This window comes from Alteromonas sp. Cnat2-8 (genome assembly GCF_022348355.1).
Lineage (GTDB): Bacteria > Pseudomonadota > Gammaproteobacteria > Enterobacterales > Alteromonadaceae > Alteromonas > Alteromonas macleodii.
In genome coordinates, this window is sequence record NZ_JAKREX010000002.1 from 546,710 (window position 1) to 564,238 (window position 17,529).

Here is a 17,529-nt window from a genome sequence, read left to right on the forward strand (position 1 = left end):
ATTATGGGGCTATTCTCATTTGAGATACGCGAAAAGAACGCTCGTAAGGGTCGAAGCTGAAGTTTCTTAGTCGGCTAGATGTCGCGGTTTGCTGCACATAGTACATAACGGGGATAAGAGGAACGTCTTGCTGAACTTCTTGCATAATTGATGATATCAACGATTTGTAAGCGTGTTCATCTGTGGTGTGACTCAAGGTCTTTAAATCGCTAAACACTTTTTCATTTTGCCAGTTCATTGGCCCCCAATCGCCGCCTTCTTTTGAAGAAAAGTCAGCCAGCATTATACCAAGAGGGTCTGGGATGTTAGCAAAGTTACGCGCCATAAGTGCAGTTTGTAATGTGCCATCAGCATGCCCTGAAGGAATGGCACTTACATTTTCCATATGGACAGAAAGCTTCACTCCAATGCTAGCCCACTGATCTTGAATTGCCGTGGCAATGGTAATCAGTTCTGGGCGATTGGCATAGGTAATCATATCAAGCGTTAAGGGTGAGCCATTTTTGTAGCGCACGCCATCCTCACCCTCTAACCATCCCGCGTCGGTTAGCAGCTGTGCCGCTTTTTTCCTATTTAATAATAAGTCGCCGTTTTCAACGCTATTTTTAATTGTTGGATTATTGTCAGCGTCACTCATTGAAATAGTATTGGTAGCATTATCTGTAGTAGAACGAATATGCCAGTCTCGAATATTTGGGCCAAATAGCTGATCAGCAGAGATATTCGATATACGCATTACGCCAGATGCAATGCCTTTTCTGTCAATCGCTAAACTCAGTGCTTGCCTTACTTTTACATCTGAGAGGATAGGATGGCCGCTATTTAACTTAACTAAAGTGGTGCGAGGGATCCTGTCGCTAAATACGTTTACGTTAGAGTCCGTGCGCAACATGCTGACCGCCGCAGGGTCGAGGTTGTACACAATATCTGCTTGCCCCGTTCGTACCATAAGCGCCCGCGTTTCAGAGCGGTGACCCGTTACGTACTCAACGTTTTCAATAACAGCGGGCTCGCCCCAATAATTGTCGAAGCGTGTGGTTGTAATATTGTGGGGTGGTTCAAAGTGCGTAATCTGATAGGGGCCTGTACCTATTAAGGTTTTAATTCGATTGAACTTGCCGAAGGTAGCAGGTGCCACGATCGCAGTTGCATAATTACTTAACAGGGAAGGGAAAGGACGGTAACTTTGGTTCAAGGTGAACTTGATAGAATATTCTGATATCACCTCCATGTTGGCGATCATATCTTTTGAAAATGGCGTTGGTTTACCAAACGCGACCGAAAGACTTTTGTAGACGGCGTCGGCGGTCATTAACGTGCCGTCATGAAAATACACATCAGGACGTAAATTAAATGTCCAAACAGTAAAGTCCTCATCATTTGACCACGAGCTAGCAAGTCCTGGGATAAGCTGACCTTGGTTATCTACGTCTATGAGAGTTTCCAGAATTTGCATTCGTGTAAACATGTAGCCGGTACTTGCCGGATCGTTATTGACTGGTTCAAAAGGACCACTGATCAGAATTTTGTTTGTAGGTTGTGAAGGTGTGCAGGCACTAAGTAGAACGCTGGCAACGACGAGTAAAATTGTTAGATGTCTAATCCGCATATTATTTTTATGTATTCCCTTCGAGCCTTTAAGCTTTTTCGTGTCTATTTGAATCCTGTGAATCAGTATCAGTATTCTTAGGCTGACGCCCTGAATAGTAAAACAAAGATCCAGATTGGATAATATACGATTTGTTGAATAAATGTACAGATTGAGTCGGTAGGGCTAAACTACTTTTTGAAAAAATGCACTGGCTAATGACCATCAAGATATTAAGTAATGTTAAGTCGGTGCACAATATTTTCAACTTTTGTAATGGGCAGTTGGTCGTATGTTACATTGTAACTTTAAGCATTTATTAGTAATGCTATAGAGTGATAGTACTACAAATTAAAAAAGGGTTTTGAGCCCTATCAAACACACTGGATAACAATAATGAAAAAGCTTCTTAAAGCGGCAGTTGCTGTATCAGTTGCACTTGCGTGCACCCCCGCCTTTGCAGACAAAAACGACAAGAATGAAGTCTTCAGCAGTTCAACATTCAAAGCCATGGAGCTGAGAAATATTGGGCCTGCGTACATGTCTGGGCGTATCGCTGATATCGCAGTCGATCAGAACAATCCCTCAACATGGTACACCGCGGTGGGCTCGGGTGGCGTGTGGAAAACTACCAACGCGGGTACGACCTGGACGCCAATTTTCGACGACCAGCCAGTTTACTCCATTGGTGACGTGACCATTGCGCCAAGCAACTCAAATATTATTTGGGTGGGAACGGGCGAAAATAATGGTGGCCGTCACATTAGCTTTGGCGACGGTGTATATAAATCGCTAGATGGCGGTCAAACTTGGAAGAATATGGGTCTGAAGAAGTCAGAGCACGTTTCTGACATTATTATTCACCCTACAAATCCAGATATTGTATGGGTATCTGCCCAAGGGCCATTGTGGAGTGGCGGCGGCGAGCGTGGGCTTTATAAGACGACCGATGGCGGTGAAACGTGGAAGCAAGTGCTTAAGCCAGCTGACGAATGGACCGGGGTAACATCACTACTTATTGACCCGCGTAACCCAGACAAACTTTATGCTGCAACGTGGGCGCGTCAGCGTTCAATTGGTGCCTATGTGGGAACGAACGAAGGCGCAGGTATCCATACTTCCAACGACGGAGGCGAAACCTGGACTGAACTTAAAACAGGTTTACCACAAGGCAACATGGGTAAAATTGGTATGGCTATATCACCCATGAACCCAGATGTGATTTATGCCACCATTGAAACCGATAATCGTGGTGGTGGCTTCTACCGTTCAGCCGACCAAGGTGCTAGCTGGACTAAAATGTCAGATGAAGTAGGCGGTGGCACAGGTCCTCACTATTATCAGGAAATATTCGCTGACCAACATCAATTTGACCGTGTTTATATTGCCAGTAACTACAGCAAAGTGTCGGATGACGGCGGCAAAACGTGGACGCCCATCAACACTAAACGCAAGCACGTAGACGACCACGCGATGGCGTTCCATCCTACCGATCCAGATTTCGTATTGATGGGGTCCGATGGTGGTATTTATATGTCTCACGACAGAATGGCAAATTGGCGCTTTATGGCGAACCTTCCATTAACCCAGTTCTATAAAGTAGCGCCAGATGACTCTAAACCATTTTATAAGATCTACGCTGGCGCACAGGATAATTCCACCCAAGGCGGTCCTTCGCGCACTATGCGTGAAGAGGGGATAAAGAACAAAGATTGGTTCTTAACCTTGGGCGGTGATGGGCACGGCCCAGCGGTAGAGCCTGGTAACCCTGACATTATGTATTCGCAGTGGCAGCAAGGAAATTTAGTGCGTGTCGATACGACTACCCGAGAAGGGGTGTATGTTAAACCTCAGCCACTACCAGGCGACCCTGCAGAGCGGTTTAACTGGGATGCGCCGATTAATGTGTCTGCACATGATCCTGCGCGTATCTATTTTGCCTCACAGCGGGTTTGGCGAAGTGATGATCGCGGTGACAGCTGGACTGCAGTGTCGGGCGATCTCACTAAAAACGGCAATCGCATGCATTCGCCACTTATGGGGCGCACGTGGTCAGTAGAAGCCGGCTGGGACCTGTATGCCATGACAGAGTTTCATACCATTGCCAACTTTGCTGAGAGCCCAGTAGATGAAAATATTCTGTGGGCAGGTACCGACGACGGTATTATCCAAGTGACCACTAATGGTGGTAAATCTTGGAAAAAGATTAAGCTAGATGACATTAAGGGCATTCCAGCCAACTCTTACGTGAACGATATTCGCGCAGATTTGTTTGATCCCAATACGGTGTACGTTGCCCTTGATAATCATAAATATGGTGATTACAAACCTTACTTAATCAAGTCGACTAATTTAGGGAAAAGCTGGACTTCATTAGCTGATGATTTACCTGAAAAGCACTTAGTGTGGCGTATTGTACAAGACCACGTAAATAAGGACTTATTGTTTATCGGTACTGAATTCGGTGTGTTTTTCTCGGTAGATGGCGGTAAAGACTGGGTTGAGTTAGACGGTGGTATGCCGACCATCTCAACCCGCGATGTGAAAATTCAACGTCGCGAGAATGACTTAGTCGCAGGTACGTTTGGTCGCGGTATTTACATACTTGATGATTATGCGCCGCTGCGTTCATTAACCGAGAAGTCGATGCAAAAAGACGCCATTTTGTTTGCACCAAGTCGACCGGTTAAGTGGTTCCAGTTAGATGATAATCACACAGACTCTGATGGTGACGATCGCTTTGTCGCCGAGAACCCCGAGCACGGTGCAACCTTCACCTACTATTTGAAAGACAGTCTGCTTACGGCCAAAGAAAAGCGCCAAGAAGCCGAAAAGAAACTTATAGAAGACAAAAAGTACCCTAAGTATCCAAGCTGGGAAGCGGTTGAAGCTGAAAACCAAGAAGCTGCCCCAGCAGTGTATGTCGAAGTACGCGACAGTGATGGTGACTTAGTGAAGCGTGTAGAAGGTAACACAAAGAAAGGCTTACACCGTATTACCTGGGATATGAAATATTCACTCACTATTCCGCTTACTGACAAAGACAGCAAGAACAATGGACTCATGGCGCTACCAGGCAGCTATACCGCGACGTTATTTAAGCGAGAAGGTGCCACGGTAACAGCGCTTTCTGAGCCAGCGTCGTTTGTATTGGAATCTATCTACGACGGAGCGCTGAAAGGTGCTACGCATGCTGAAATTGAAGCATATGGTAATGCGGTGAACGATGCGCAAAAACGTGCATTATCATCGACGACTGTACTGAAGCAATTAAAAGAAACCATGGACCTTTTGCGTACCGCGATTGATCGCACGCCAAGTGATGTGAACAGTCTTGAAGCGCAATACGCTGCTATTCAAGATGAAATTAACGGGGTAAACAAAGTTCTATTTGGCCTTTCATCTCGCGATAAGATGGGTATTAAGCCTGCAAATGTGTTGAGCCGATTGGGCTATGCCCGTTCTGCACTAGGGTCTTCTTACGGACCAACACAGCAGCATAAAGACCAGCTCGGTTACGCCAACGATGGTCTAGATGATGTAGTGAAACGAATCGGTACATTGCAGCAACGTGCTGTACCATCACTTCAACAAGCGGTGGTTGATGCTGGTGGACCGTGGACTACGGGTCTTCCTGTAATCGCTAAATAGCGGTAATTAAGCATCATTTTGCTTAGTACGCGGCGGTAGTTTTACTGCCGCGTTTTTCATTTTCTTTGCCAACTTTTTCGGTGCACACTTATTTTCACAGGTATGTATCGCGTAGTGAGATCATCATTGTTTTCTTTTTTGCTAGATTCAAGTTTTTCAGTGTCTTCTAAATCCTCGTCTGGTTTATCGGTATCTATTGCTGCACTACCTTTACTGCTTACATCATCTTTTAGCGTTGCCCAAGGTGCACCGCTCAACGAGGTAGAGCGCTACACAGTAACGGCTGCACGACCCTATTACGACGAGACGCTTTCGCGCATTTTTCCGCAATATGAGTTTGATAAAAGTGGCCTGGTAGCGCCGTTACATACCAATGATGTCTTACTTCAATCTCCTTCTGTGTCGTTAAATGGGCAGGGCGGGCAAATACAAAGCATCAGTATCCGAGGGTATTCGCGGTGGCGAATTCAAACCCTGCTAGACGGCGTACCGATTGTGAGCGACAGGCGTGCAGGGTCTAGCATAGGCTTTATTCCACCTGACTTTATTTCAACAGTATCTGTGTTACCGGGCGCCGCTTCCACTTACCTAGGCTCGGGAGCGATAGGTGGCGCGGTGAACTTGCATTTTGGGGAAATTCAAAAGCCTCACCTACGCGTTGGCTACAGCAGCAATCAACAAATGAAGGCGCTGAGCTATGCTGGCAGCACACGCAGTGCAGACAATAGCAACAGCCTAACTGAAGAGAGCGAGACAGACTGGAACATTTCATACAGAAGCGCCGACAATGGAGAAGATGCGAATGGGGGCTCGCTGTTTGATCAATTCGAACAATCAGGGCTATTTGTTAGACACAGGCCGGTAGATAGCGTCATAAAAGAGGCGTGGACGCTTTATTCTGATAATAACGACATTGGTAAGTCGAGCAGTGACTTCCCAGAAAGTAGAATAACCACCTACCCAAAGAACACACACTGGCTTGGCAAAATAGCGTTTGAAAGTCATCTATTTACTGGAAATTTCTGGTGGCATAAATCTAGCCTAGACACCTCGGTGTTGCGACCAGAAAGCCGCATCAACGACAGCGAAAACAAGGCGTTTGACTATGGGTTTAACATAAGCACAGATACGCAGCTGAAAGACTGGGATTTGAACTGGCAGCTGCAAGTTACTGGTCGAGACGGCGTAGTGGCAGATGAGAGAGAATTCACATTAACACCAGCGGAAAGCGCGTTACCTGACACCACATCGCCCAGTTTTATAACAAATGCCTTTGAAGCAGAGCTTGCCTATGAAGTGCGTACTCTCGATGCAAGCGAGATTACTACCGCAGCGGTTGCTGATGCCTCACGTCAGTGGGAACGCTTGTCGCTCGCCCTTGGCGCACGGGTTGACTGGCAGCGCCAGTCTGATGATTCAGATGCCAATACATTCCAATCTAGCACTGCTCAGACTAACACTAATCTAAGCGGGTATTTAGGCGCAAATTATCAGCTTTCTCAGCATTGGGCGGCTGGTATGTATGTGTCTAGCGCGTTTCGAAATCCGTCTTTAACTGAACGTTTCTTTGCTGGCGAAACGCCTCGCGGTACTGTGTTGGGCAGCCTCAAACTTGAAACAGAGCAAGCGTTAAATATGCAAGCCAGTGTTGCTTACAGCAGTGAGCAACTGCAAGGCTCGATTGAGGTGTTTAATCAGAAAATTGATAACTATATTGAACGCATTATGGTTGCTGAAGATGTGCTTCAATATTCTAATTTAGACAGTGCAACGATAGAGGGGGTGAGCTATCAACTTAGTTGGCAATCGCACAATGACGCATTAGATGCTCGACTTAGCGGAATGTGGATTAGCGGTGAAGACGATTTGGGCAATAGCATCGCAGATATACCTGCAAACAGTCAGAGGCTTGATTTAGGCGTTCAATGGCAAGCTGTACGGTTTTTTACGGTATTTGCCTATCGTGCAAGTAAGACGGATATTGCTGACGGAGAGCGAGCTCTTGATGAGGTATTTACGCTGGACATGGGCGCTGATTGGCAATTAAACGAGCGGGTTCAGCTTCAAGCTAGCTGGCGCAACTTAACCAATCAACAGTATTACACCAGTGCCGATGACAAAGCGGCATTTGCGCAGGGCGAAAGTGTTCAACTGGCGATAACTTATCTGTTATGAGTTGTTTAAGCGCCGACGAAATTTGTTCTTTCGATATTTACTTTTCATGGTGGTGTACAGCATGACAAGGCCAGTTACCCACAGCACAAAAAGCAATAGGGCAGCGGGCAGAAACAGCCATAGCTTGGCGCCCTCAAAGAACCAACTACCGTCATGAATAGCTTCAATGGTGTCTGTGCGTCGGTACGCAACCTGAAGTACATCACCATTTTGTGCATTCAGTTGAACCTCCCAATGGTTCTTCCCTCGCACTTTAATGATGCCTTTTGTGGGGCGCACGTCTAATCGGTCTATATCGTCCCAGCTGTTTAAACTAACCTCAGGCACTTGTTTTACAGCGTAAAGCACTTCGTCGAAGGAAATCGTAGGCCCGTTGGTTTGGGTATTCTGCACTTTTTGTGTTGGTGGTTGGATCCAGTCGAATTCTTTTTTAACCTGCAATAATAAACCGCTCGCAATAACAATGATCACAGGAATAAAAATAACCAGCGACAGCCACAAGTGAATACTGCGGCTGTATTTGCGACTGTTCTTGCGAAAGGAACCGGACATGAAACAACACTAATACTAAAACAATGAAAACATTGCTCACTATACGGTAATCTCAATAGGCAGTAAAAACACTCTAACGCGAGGTTTACCCGTTTAAACGGAATTGCTTAGCGTCATTTGATTGCAGGGTGATTAAAGTGAAGTTTCGTGTCGCAGGTAAGGGAGGCCATAGATTCAGTCAATGTCATTTCACCTATCTCTTGCCATTGGGCTTTATCTATCCCTGCATCGTTAAAATTGGCAGCAGATAAAACCCAAGATAGCGTCTTATTTGGGTAATGCTGCAACGACAATTCATCCCTAAAGTCATCTTTATTCACTAGCGGTGTATCAGGTTTTAACGACGCTTTTAGCCAGTAAGGACCTTGCCTCACGTTATTCGCTATTTCGTCGTTGGGGAGCAATACTTCTGCCAAATGTGAAACAGGTCTGAAACGCGCATTCGCATTTTTTCCGCTAAACGCTTGATCTGCTTCTTCAAGATCGCTTTCCAAGCGATAAGCGGTGAGTAATTGACTGAAAGGCGGCAATTCGCCCAGAGCGGGCTCGTTGGTCATAGGTAAGTTGGCCACGTGCTGGGTTTTAGTGCCGCCCAGCGAGTGCATTAAAAATATGTTTTCAGTAACCGTACTTTGGGTATTGGGGAAAAGCTTGATTGCCATACCAAAAGCACGCTTATCTCGCTGCTTTGTACCGCTTAAGCTGACTGACGCTCTTACGATAACCGGCACGTTTGTGCGTGCTTGAAAAAGCCCCGAATAAGGGCTGCTGTGATTAATTTTCCATGTGCCAGCGAAGCAAATACCATTAGCTTGAAGTAGCTTATGCTTGGTACCTAATTCTATAAAATTTGCGTTGGAAGAAAGGGTTCTTTTAGCGTGACTTAGCAGCAGGTTTTCACCGTCAGCATCGAAGTGTTTCCGCGACACTTCATATTGCGGTAGCGCCGAATAGGGATCTGAAAAAACACGGCTTTTTACTTCTTCGAACGAAGTCGACGTTGTTGTGAATAGCGATTGGTTTTCAGTTGTATCAGAAGAAGCGAGTGCGTTGCATGACAATAAAACTAGTGCAAAAAAACGGCACGCCGTGAAAGTATTTTTATATGTAATAGGTCTTTGTTGATACTGTGTAGTTCGAAAAAGGCGCATTGACATGGCGTGCTCCCCTGGTATCACTAGAAATCAACAACTTCTTCATACCCAAAAACGCATGGGTGAACATTTCACCCCAAATCAGCTGCTGGGCCGCACGCACACCATAGGTTGTGTTGCTGTTGAAATCACGCAAAAGTGTAATCTTGATTGCACCTTATGCTATTTATCTGAGCATTCGCAAGCGGTTCGCGACATTCCCATTCAAGAAGTGTTTAAGCGATTAGACAATGTCTTTCGTCACTATGGTCCTGGTACCAGTGTACAAATAACCGGTGGTGACCCTACGTTAAGAAAGCGCAGCGAGCTAATTGAAATTGTCGAATATGCCAATAAGCTCGGTTTGCACACCGCACTGTTCACCAACGGTATTGCGGCTTCCCGTGACCTGCTAACAGCTTTAGCTAAAGTTGGCTTAAACGATGTCGCTTTTCACGTTGATACCACCCAAGAACGTAAAGGTTTCCCTGATGAAGCATCGCTAAATGCTATCCGCGAAGAATACATAGAACGGGCCAAAGGCTTGGGGCTTATGATTATTTTTAACACCACCGTGCACACCGATAATTTCAAAGAATTGCCCATGCTGGTGGATTTTTTTGTGCAGCATGCAGACGCCGTAAGTTTCGCCTCATTTCAGCTACAGGCAGAAACAGGCCGAGGGGAATGGGGAGCAAGAGCTGATGTAATTGACCCCGTAACGGTGAAAGCCGCTATAGAAAAAACAATTAGCAAAGCGCTGCCGTGGGAAAAAGTACGTATTGGGCATAACGACTGTCATAGCTACATGCCAACGTTAGTGGCTAATAAACAGGTTTATTCCGTCGTTGATGATGCACACTTATTTGCGCAGTTCATTGAGGATTTTAAGCACATACAAACAACTCGACAGCACGGCATGGCAAAGATTTTATGGGATTACAGTAAAGCACTGCTTGCTAGGCCAAAGTGGATTTGGACACTGGCTAAAGCGACCTCATTGAAGCTGTTTGAAATGCGTAGCAGCCTTTTCAAGAGCAAAGGACGTGTGCACAAATTGTCGTTTTTTGTTCAAAATTTTATGGATGCCAACGCCCTTCAGCAAGACAGAATTGATGCGTGTTCATTCATGGTTATGACCGCAGATGGTCCCATCTCTATGTGCAAGCACAACGCCGAGCGCGATGAACATATATTGAAACCTCTGACATATACCGACCGCCATGGGCAGAAAAAGCAGTACCAGCCACTTGGAGAACGCTACAAACAAAATAATGTAATACCCATTCGCGAAATCCCAGATACAGCAACACCTAGTTCGCTGTCAGCAAATGCGCTTAGTACAAATGGCAAGCGTCACCATCCAACCAAAAGCGTGTAAGGAGAAGATCATGAAGCCTCGCCGATTTCCTCAATTCGGGAGTGTGTTAGCCATTATCTTGTCCATGCTGCTGTTGTATATTTTACCAGTTGCCAACAGTAGCCAGGCGTCTGATAAGCAGATAATTGACTACAGTGTTGAAACCGCAGCGATAAAAGAGCTTAAGCAAGCCTATCGAAAAGCATCGCAAGACTGGGAATATGTACTCCAACACTATGTAGATGAGCAGGGACGAACCGATTTCAAAGGGTTATCTAAAGATATAGCGCCCCTTGAAAACGTCATTAATTTTATTAGTTTTGCTAGCCCTGAAATGACCCCTGAATTGTTTGACTCACCACAATCCGTAATGGCTTATTACATCAATAGCTATAATGCGTTAGCCATGTACGGTGTCATTGAAAAAGGTATTCCCGATGGCTTTACCAGTTTCTTTTCACGAGCAGCTTTTTTCAAGTTTCGCGATGTGGTGATTGGCGGTAAAGTCACAAATTTATATGATTTTGAAAACGATGTAATTAGACCGCTTAACGAGCCCAGAGCCCACTTTGCGCTTAACTGCATGGTAAAAGATTGCCCAAGGCTACCGCAAACGCCGTTTTATGCAGAAACCTTAGACGACACCCTAGAGCAAGCTACCCGTGAGTTCTTTGGGAGTAAGAAACACTTTTACTTTGATGACAAACGCAAGCGCGTGTACGTTTCGGAAATCCTCGATTTTTATACTGAAGACTTTGTCGCTTCAGGAAAAGCAAAGGACTTACCTCAATACATTAACCCGTATCTAGTCGAACCTATTCCTAAGAATTATAAACTGCGGTTCATTGATTATGACTGGCGTATTAATGCGCAACCGGAAAAACCGAAGGTTTCAACATCTACAAATAGCGACGTGGATAATGCTTCAAGTCAAGCCACAAAGAACCCCATAGTTAAAGCTGCCCTCACTCTGCATTCTAACGAAAGCAAAGTGTCAGGTTCAGCCCATGCACTAGCGTCAGAATCAGCGCTATTAACTACGCTGTCATCTACGCAGCTGCTAGCAACAGATGTAGCGACAGACGTAGCAACAAATATAGCAACCAATGAATCAACAGACGTACCCTTTATACTTACCAGTTCGCCCAACCAAACAATCGTCTTGGAACTTTATACATCCCAAGGTTGCAGCAGCTGTCCGCCTGCGGAAAAATGGATTTCAGGGTTTGTAGAGAGCGATAGATTATGGACAGAACTGGTTCCCATTAACTTTCACGTGGACTACTGGGATTATCTAGGCTGGAAGGATCCATTTGCTGACAGTACTTTTAGTAAACGGCAGCGAGACTACAAGCGTGTAGGCAAAGCAAACACCATTGCCACGCCAGGTTTTGCTTTAAACGGTCGTGCTTGGAATGGATGGTTTCGGGGGCAGTCGTTACCTAACCGAGTCGCCCCTCTGTCTGGTGCGCTTCATGCTTCGGTTCAAAACAACATCGTTGATGTGTCCTTCAACAATATCAACAGAAGTACATCGAACACGCTAGTTGTTCACGCTGCGTTACTTGGCTTTGGCATAGAAACCTCGGTCAAGCGGGGAGAAAACGCTGGGCGTAAACTCACTCACGACTTTATAGTAGTCGATTATGAAAACGCGTTATTGAGTAGCAACGGCGACAATGCTCATGCTCAGCAAAATGTGGCTAGTCTGCCTTTGCCCAGTAATACTCATATAAAAGCCAAAAAACACGCCCTCGTTGTTTGGGTCTCTGATACCAACGACCCCTCGCCACTTCAAGTTGCAGCGTCTTGGTGGCTCCCTTAAGTAAGGGAACACTCTCGATAGATGCAAATGGCCAAGTAGTGTAAAATATGTGAAAGCGCACGTTGCGCTACACTTTAATCCATACCAATTATTGGCTACTCCACTTTTCAGGCCCATTTTCATGATCCACAACGATGTTCTACGTCGCCTTCGTTATGCATTAGCTATCAACGATACCGCCGCCATAAGTATTTTTAAATTAGTGAACTACGACATGGAAATTGATTATTTACATGCTGTGATGAAGCGGGAAGGCGAAGAGGGCTATCTGCCGTGTCGCGATAAGATTATTGCGCTGTTTCTAGATGGATTGATCATCAAAAACCGTGGTCGTCAAGAAGGGCAAATGCCTCAAGAGCTGGGGCCAAAAGAGCGGTTAAGTAATAATGAAGTACTGCGCAAAATCCGTATTGCGATGAGTTATAAAGATGACGATATGATAGCGGTGCTTAAATTAGCAGACTTTAGAATGAGTAAAGGTGAGCTATCGGCGTTTTTTAGAAAGCCAGACCATCGCAACTTTAAACCTGCTGGCGATCAAGTGGTTCGCAATTTGTTGCAAGGTATGGTGAAAAAATATCGACCGGAGTCCACGCGACAAACTTCGCCTAAAAAATCAGATAGCCCAAGCACTTCTGGTACTAAGTCAGGCTCATTTAATAAAGGCGCTAGCAAACAAAAAGAAGCGGCTGGCAAAAGCACCAATACTAAAGTGCCGCCGGTGAAAAAGAGTGACGAAGGTTCTGTTTGGGGAAAGCTCCCTAAAAAATAAAAGCGCTGTAAAAATAGACGTTGTATAAAACGCAACTGAGGTAAAGCGCGTAAGAGGATAGACTAAGTGCTGTTGTGAAAAGAAAATTACCCCTCACTTCTATGCACTCGTTTTTAGGCAAAGCAAGATTGCCTTGCCTTCATTATCTATATCGCTAAGGACGACTATTATGAGCCGACATTTCGATAAGGCCGAAGGCCTGTATGAAGAGAAAGATGCCGCGACACAAGGTTTTGTGTTCAACCAAACTATGCTGCGCATTGCCGACCCCAAGCGTTCGCTAGATTTCTATTCGCGAGTTATGGGAATGACGCTAATTAAGCGTCTAGATTTTGAAGAAATGAAGTTCAGCCTTTATTTTTTGGCGGCAGGTGATGATTTCTCTGATATTTCTGACGATGTAGACGAACGTACTCAGCAAACTTTTGGTCGCCCGGCCATGTTGGAATTAACCCACAATTGGGGCGATACTCCAGAAACAGTGGATTATCATAACGGAAATACAGAGCCAAAAGGTTTTGGGCATATTGGTTTTCATGTGCCTGATGCTGAAGCTGCATGTGCACGATTTGCATCACTAGACGTTCCTTTTCAGAAAGGGCTTAATGATGGTTCTATGAAAGGGATCGCATTTATCAAAGACCCAGACGGCTATTGGATTGAAATTTTCAACGCGTCTAACGTATCCGCAACTTGCGCGCCCCATTTGAAGAAGTAGGCGAGGCACGCACTACGGTACCATTTGCTAGCTGGGTTTTAAGTAGCAAGTAGTATTAGAAGTCACTGTTTACAAAAAGGGTAGCTTAACTGAATAAGCTACCCTTTTTTGTTTAGTGACCTTATGGCTCCCTAAATTATCGGGTTTTATTTTCAAGCTAACCCGGTCATTACTTCGCTTCTAACGTTAATTCCACACCGCTAAATTCGGTATGTAAGTCGTGCTGAGTATTTAGCAAGAATAAGCGATTCGCTTCTACCTCAGCTTCATTTGCCAAATAACCTTTCACCGCTTTACTGCGCGCGTCAGCCAGAAGAATTAAGTCACTTTCAGGGATATCAATGTTGTTACGTAGTTTGTTGTATCGGGCAATGCTTAATGCTCGGTTTACACTTTCTTCGTTAATGACTTCCTTATTGTTATCAGCACTCTTTTGGCTCTGTTCATTGTCTGAATTTGCGAGTTCAGGGTAAAGCTGCGCCACCATGTTGTCATATTCTTGATTAAGGTCAGGTGTAAACACCTCAACATAGTAGGATAAAAGCGCATCGGCTAACGGGCCTTCCAGTGGGATACTACTGCCACTTATTGAGTCGCGCTGTACTCTGCCAAGGGTGTTGGAACTTTCATTTTCACCGCCAGCAAGAGAATTTTCGTTAGTACTAGCATTGCCGGAAGTAGCAGATGAATCGACGAGCCCGCTTCTTGTTAAAAGTGTAGTGTTTAACTGACGTTGGGCTAGGGCACTTGCATCAGACATGGCGTTGACTGTACCTTCGATATTAACCCTAAGCCCTGGACGTTTTTTAAGGGCTTTGGCAAGGGTATTCAGCTTCTCTTGAGCGTCGGCATTTAGCGAATGCTCTCCAAACCCAAACTCGACGTTGTCGAGTTCGTCGTCACTGCCAACCAGGTTCGCAAGTAGCGAAAACGGTGCAGTAACTGCTTTGGTAATTATGTTACCAATAGCATTGAGGATAATAGAGCCAAAGCTAAAATCTGGGCTGTCGATATCGCCAGACACATCCAAGCCCAAATCAATAACGCCGTTTCTGTCTTCTAGCAACGCAATAGCAAGGCCAAGCGGTAAGCTTAATGCCTGATCAGAGTTCGACTTCTTGCCCAACGTTAATTGGTCAATAACAACATGATTTTTACCTTCCAGTGCCTTACCATTCAGTTTGTATTGCACAGCCAAAGACAGCAAGCCTTTGTCAATGTAATAGCCCATGTAGGTGCCTGAGTAGGGGTTGACTGAAGTGAGTTCAGCGCCTTTGACTGAAAAATCTAAATCAAGGTCTATATCATCTTTTAATGGGTGAATAGTGCCTGCTAGTTTGACCGGAGCATAGTTGTCTATCTTTCCGGTGATATCAACATTGGCAGGGGAAGTTGAGCGAGAGTCAATTCCCAATACTTTGCCATTTAAACTTTCTATAGCAGACGCAAATTTGGGCGTTAGTGAATGGTCAGCAAAATACGCTTTGCCGTTTTCTATTGATATGGTGTTAACGGCGATGGCCAATTCGTTGGCTTGTGAAGGCTCAGCTGTAGTGCCCGCAGGCACGTTTGCGTTTGATGCTTTCGACGTGGTTGCGCTGCCAGTTTCGCTGGAACTTTCACTGTTAGCGGACTTGTCTGATGAAGCGACAATCAGCTTACTCACATTGGTCTGTTTAGCTTCATCAATAATAAGTCGTGCAAATGGCGCTTGTAGGTGAATGTTGTCTACGCTTAGCTGGTTCGATGCGTGGTCAAATTCGATGTTGTCTACATTTAAGGACTGCCACTGTAGTAGGGGAGAGCTAGCGTCATCCAGTACGCTTAAATTATTAATGCTAGTACTCGCCTTAACGTTTAGTGAGTCGATATCGTCTTTATCAGCGGCGTTGTTAAATGCCCCATCAAACTCAACGTTTAAATTAAATAGCCCATCTTCTAGGGTCACATTTGCGTGGGGAGAAACGTACTGCTGGAACTGACTTAGCACCAGTTGCTCAATCGCTGCTTTACCCTGCACAGTTTGTTCTGCAATAACTACGCTGCCGCTACTGCTTAGTGCACCTTTGGATGTGTCGCTAAACGTCTGTGGGTCGGCAGAGACATGTAAACTGGTGGTGTAGGAAATAGGTTTAGAGAAGTCAGTAGTGACTTTTCCGCTTTTAATATTGAGGTTGCTGATGCGGTAGTAAGTACCGTCACTTACGCTACGCTCTATAAGGTCAATGCTACCGTCATTAAATGCAAACTGGTGAAGCTCAACATACCACGAAGTATCATGTGCTAGTTCTTCTGTGCTGTCGGTTGCTACGTTAGAAACATCCTCATCTTCTGTTTCACTATTTCCCTTTTGCGCAGTGCTATTACTTGTATGCGCTGTGCTATTACCTATATGCGCTGCGCTATTTCCTTCTTGCGCTGCGCTGGGGTTAGCGTTAGCTGATGTAGCATCTGCTGCTGAGCTTTTTGGGGTAAACAGACGCTGTAAATCAAGCCCTGACCTGTCAAATAGGCCCGACACTCGAACGTTGTCAAAAGCAACTTCAGCAATGCTAACTTGCTGTTCTAATGCGTTTACGTTTATATCGTGTATGGCAAACGCGGGTATGGCAATGATCTCTTGCGAACTCTTGGCGGTGCCTGTTGTGGCTGGCGAAGAATCAGCGTTAAACACAAGGTTGTTAACACCAAATTCGCCACGCTCTAGAATAAACTGGAAGGCTGTATCTTGTTCAAAAACTTCAGCATGTAAGCTTAAGTTAACCTTGCCGTCTACTAAATCTGCTTCTATCAAATCTTTCGAAAGTGACCAAAGCGGCGTAAGCGCTACATCGTTTATTGCTATGTCTGTCGTAACTTTTAACGGAGATAGTTGAAACTCGCCATCAATGGCGATGTTACCTTTCTCTGCGGTGAGCAAGTTAAATTGATATTGGTTGAACGCTAACTTACCTTTTGATTGAGCACTCTCACTTTTATCGCTTTTAGGGTTAGCGTTTTTGTTGCCAACACTGCTTGAACTGATCAAAGCGTGAGTATCCAAATCTTGCAAGTCAACGCTCAATTCTGGGTAATCAAGTAGGGTGTTGGTCACCTTGTCTTCAATAACCACTCGCCCTTCGTTAAGTGCAAAATCACGTAACGTAATTCGGGGAATTTGCCCTTCGCTAGTGTCATTAGGCTCTTCAGGTGCTTTTGTACTGCGTTTCTCTACGTGGGTAAGAATGTCAGAGAAGTTGAAGATTTGTGTGTCTTCACTTTCGCTTAAACGTGCAATGGAAACAAAAGGTTCGTCTATAGTTAGCGATTCAACGGCAGGAGTGAAGGTGAAAAGTGATTGCCAGAATCCAACGTCCAGTGAAACATTGCCTACGCTAAAAAAATGATTTTCTTGGTTCTGGATTACGGCGTTATCTTCGCTTTCATTTGAAGAGTGTATATTTGGATAGATAACAAAATTAGTCACTTCTATTTTTAGCAAGAAAGGGTTGATTGCAATATCTTCAACAGCAGCATCTCTTCCAGTGTTTTCTTTCACTATGTTGGGTAACTTTGCCTTTAATACCGCAGGCGTAACTACGCCGATAAGAAGCGCGTAAGTAAGGTAGATGAGAACAAGATAAGTGGATAGTCGAAACCATTTGGGCTTCGTAGAAAACCGAGACATTGCATTTTGCATAGGCGATTAGGCTGTGTATTTGAGTGTAAAAAGATAAACAGGAGTTGCTATTTCACCAAGCTAAAAGCCCCTGCAA

Annotated in this window: 10 protein-coding genes; 6 read left to right on the top strand and 4 right to left on the bottom strand. The window is 45.0% G+C overall.

Features of this window, described 5'->3' with window-relative positions:
- Position 1 precedes the first annotated feature (1 nt).
- Entirely contained in the window at positions 2-1,468 is a 1,467-nt protein-coding gene (locus MHN00_RS06555) for an ABC transporter substrate-binding protein (RefSeq protein ID WP_239300707.1), read from the bottom strand.
- 516 nt (positions 1,469-1,984) lie between these two features.
- On the opposite strand from MHN00_RS06555, the gene MHN00_RS06560 reads away from it, so the two are divergent.
- Entirely contained in the window at positions 1,985-5,239 is a 3,255-nt protein-coding gene (locus MHN00_RS06560; protein ID WP_239300708.1) for a glycosyl hydrolase, read from the top strand.
- A 126-nt stretch (positions 5,240-5,365) separates the two neighbouring features.
- Positions 5,366-7,414 (top strand): TonB-dependent receptor, encoded by a 2,049-nt coding sequence (locus MHN00_RS06565; RefSeq protein ID WP_343213211.1) that lies wholly within the window; start codon positions 5,366-5,368, stop codon positions 7,412-7,414.
- Here the strand turns inward: MHN00_RS06565 and MHN00_RS06570 are convergent.
- Positions 7,409-7,966 (bottom strand): PepSY domain-containing protein, encoded by a 558-nt coding sequence (locus MHN00_RS06570; protein WP_239300710.1) that lies wholly within the window; start codon positions 7,964-7,966, stop codon positions 7,409-7,411. The two genes, MHN00_RS06565 and MHN00_RS06570, sit on opposite strands and share 6 nt — an antisense overlap.
- 113 nt (positions 7,967-8,079) lie before the next feature.
- Positions 8,080-9,123, bottom strand: coding sequence for a hypothetical protein (locus tag MHN00_RS06575; RefSeq protein WP_239300712.1), 1,044 nt, complete (start codon positions 9,121-9,123; stop codon positions 8,080-8,082).
- On the opposite strand from MHN00_RS06575, the gene MHN00_RS06580 reads away from it, so the two are divergent.
- The 4 genes from MHN00_RS06580 (at position 9,122) to gloA (ending at position 13,774) form a co-directional block, all read left to right on the top strand.
- A complete protein-coding gene (locus MHN00_RS06580) occupies positions 9,122-10,480 on the top strand; it encodes a radical SAM protein (protein WP_239300714.1) in 1,359 nt (452 codons plus the stop codon). The genes MHN00_RS06575 and MHN00_RS06580 overlap by 2 nt on opposite strands.
- A 10-nt stretch (positions 10,481-10,490) precedes the next feature.
- The gene (locus MHN00_RS06585) at positions 10,491-12,284 is read left to right on the top strand and encodes a DUF1223 domain-containing protein (protein WP_239300716.1); all 1,794 of its coding nucleotides are present in this window, start codon (positions 10,491-10,493) and stop codon (positions 12,282-12,284) included.
- A gap of 121 nt (positions 12,285-12,405) precedes the next feature.
- The gene (locus MHN00_RS06590) at positions 12,406-13,056 is read left to right on the top strand and encodes a DUF1456 family protein (protein ID WP_239300717.1); all 651 of its coding nucleotides are present in this window, start codon (positions 12,406-12,408) and stop codon (positions 13,054-13,056) included.
- A 169-nt stretch (positions 13,057-13,225) separates the two neighbouring features.
- Complete coding sequence (gloA, locus tag MHN00_RS06595) at positions 13,226-13,774, top strand: lactoylglutathione lyase (protein ID WP_239300718.1); 549 nt, start codon at positions 13,226-13,228, stop codon at positions 13,772-13,774.
- Positions 13,775-13,943: 169 nt separating this feature from the next.
- Here the strand turns inward: gloA and MHN00_RS06600 are convergent, their stop codons facing one another.
- Positions 13,944-17,441 (bottom strand): DUF748 domain-containing protein, encoded by a 3,498-nt coding sequence (locus MHN00_RS06600; protein WP_239300719.1) that lies wholly within the window; start codon positions 17,439-17,441, stop codon positions 13,944-13,946.
- Between the last annotated feature and the right edge of the window lie 88 nt (positions 17,442-17,529).

Bases quoted from the DNA above. Each gene is read 5' to 3' on its own strand.
- MHN00_RS06590 (WP_239300717.1), top strand. From the start codon at position 12,406: ATGATCCACAACGATGTTCTACGTCGCCTTCGTTATGCATTAGCTATC.
- MHN00_RS06555 (WP_239300707.1), bottom strand. From the start codon at position 1,468: ATGTTTACACGAATGCAAATTCTGGAAACTCTCATAGACGTAGATAAC.
- MHN00_RS06585 (WP_239300716.1), top strand. From the start codon at position 10,491: ATGAAGCCTCGCCGATTTCCTCAATTCGGGAGTGTGTTAGCCATTATC.
- MHN00_RS06575 (WP_239300712.1), bottom strand. From the start codon at position 9,123: ATGTCAATGCGCCTTTTTCGAACTACACAGTATCAACAAAGACCTATT.
- MHN00_RS06580 (WP_239300714.1), top strand. From the start codon at position 9,122: ATGGCGTGCTCCCCTGGTATCACTAGAAATCAACAACTTCTTCATACC.
- MHN00_RS06600 (WP_239300719.1), bottom strand. From the start codon at position 17,441: ATGTCTCGGTTTTCTACGAAGCCCAAATGGTTTCGACTATCCACTTAT.
- MHN00_RS06560 (WP_239300708.1), top strand. From the start codon at position 1,985: ATGAAAAAGCTTCTTAAAGCGGCAGTTGCTGTATCAGTTGCACTTGCG.
- MHN00_RS06570 (WP_239300710.1), bottom strand. From the start codon at position 7,966: ATGTCCGGTTCCTTTCGCAAGAACAGTCGCAAATACAGCCGCAGTATT.
- gloA (WP_239300718.1), top strand. From the start codon at position 13,226: ATGAGCCGACATTTCGATAAGGCCGAAGGCCTGTATGAAGAGAAAGAT.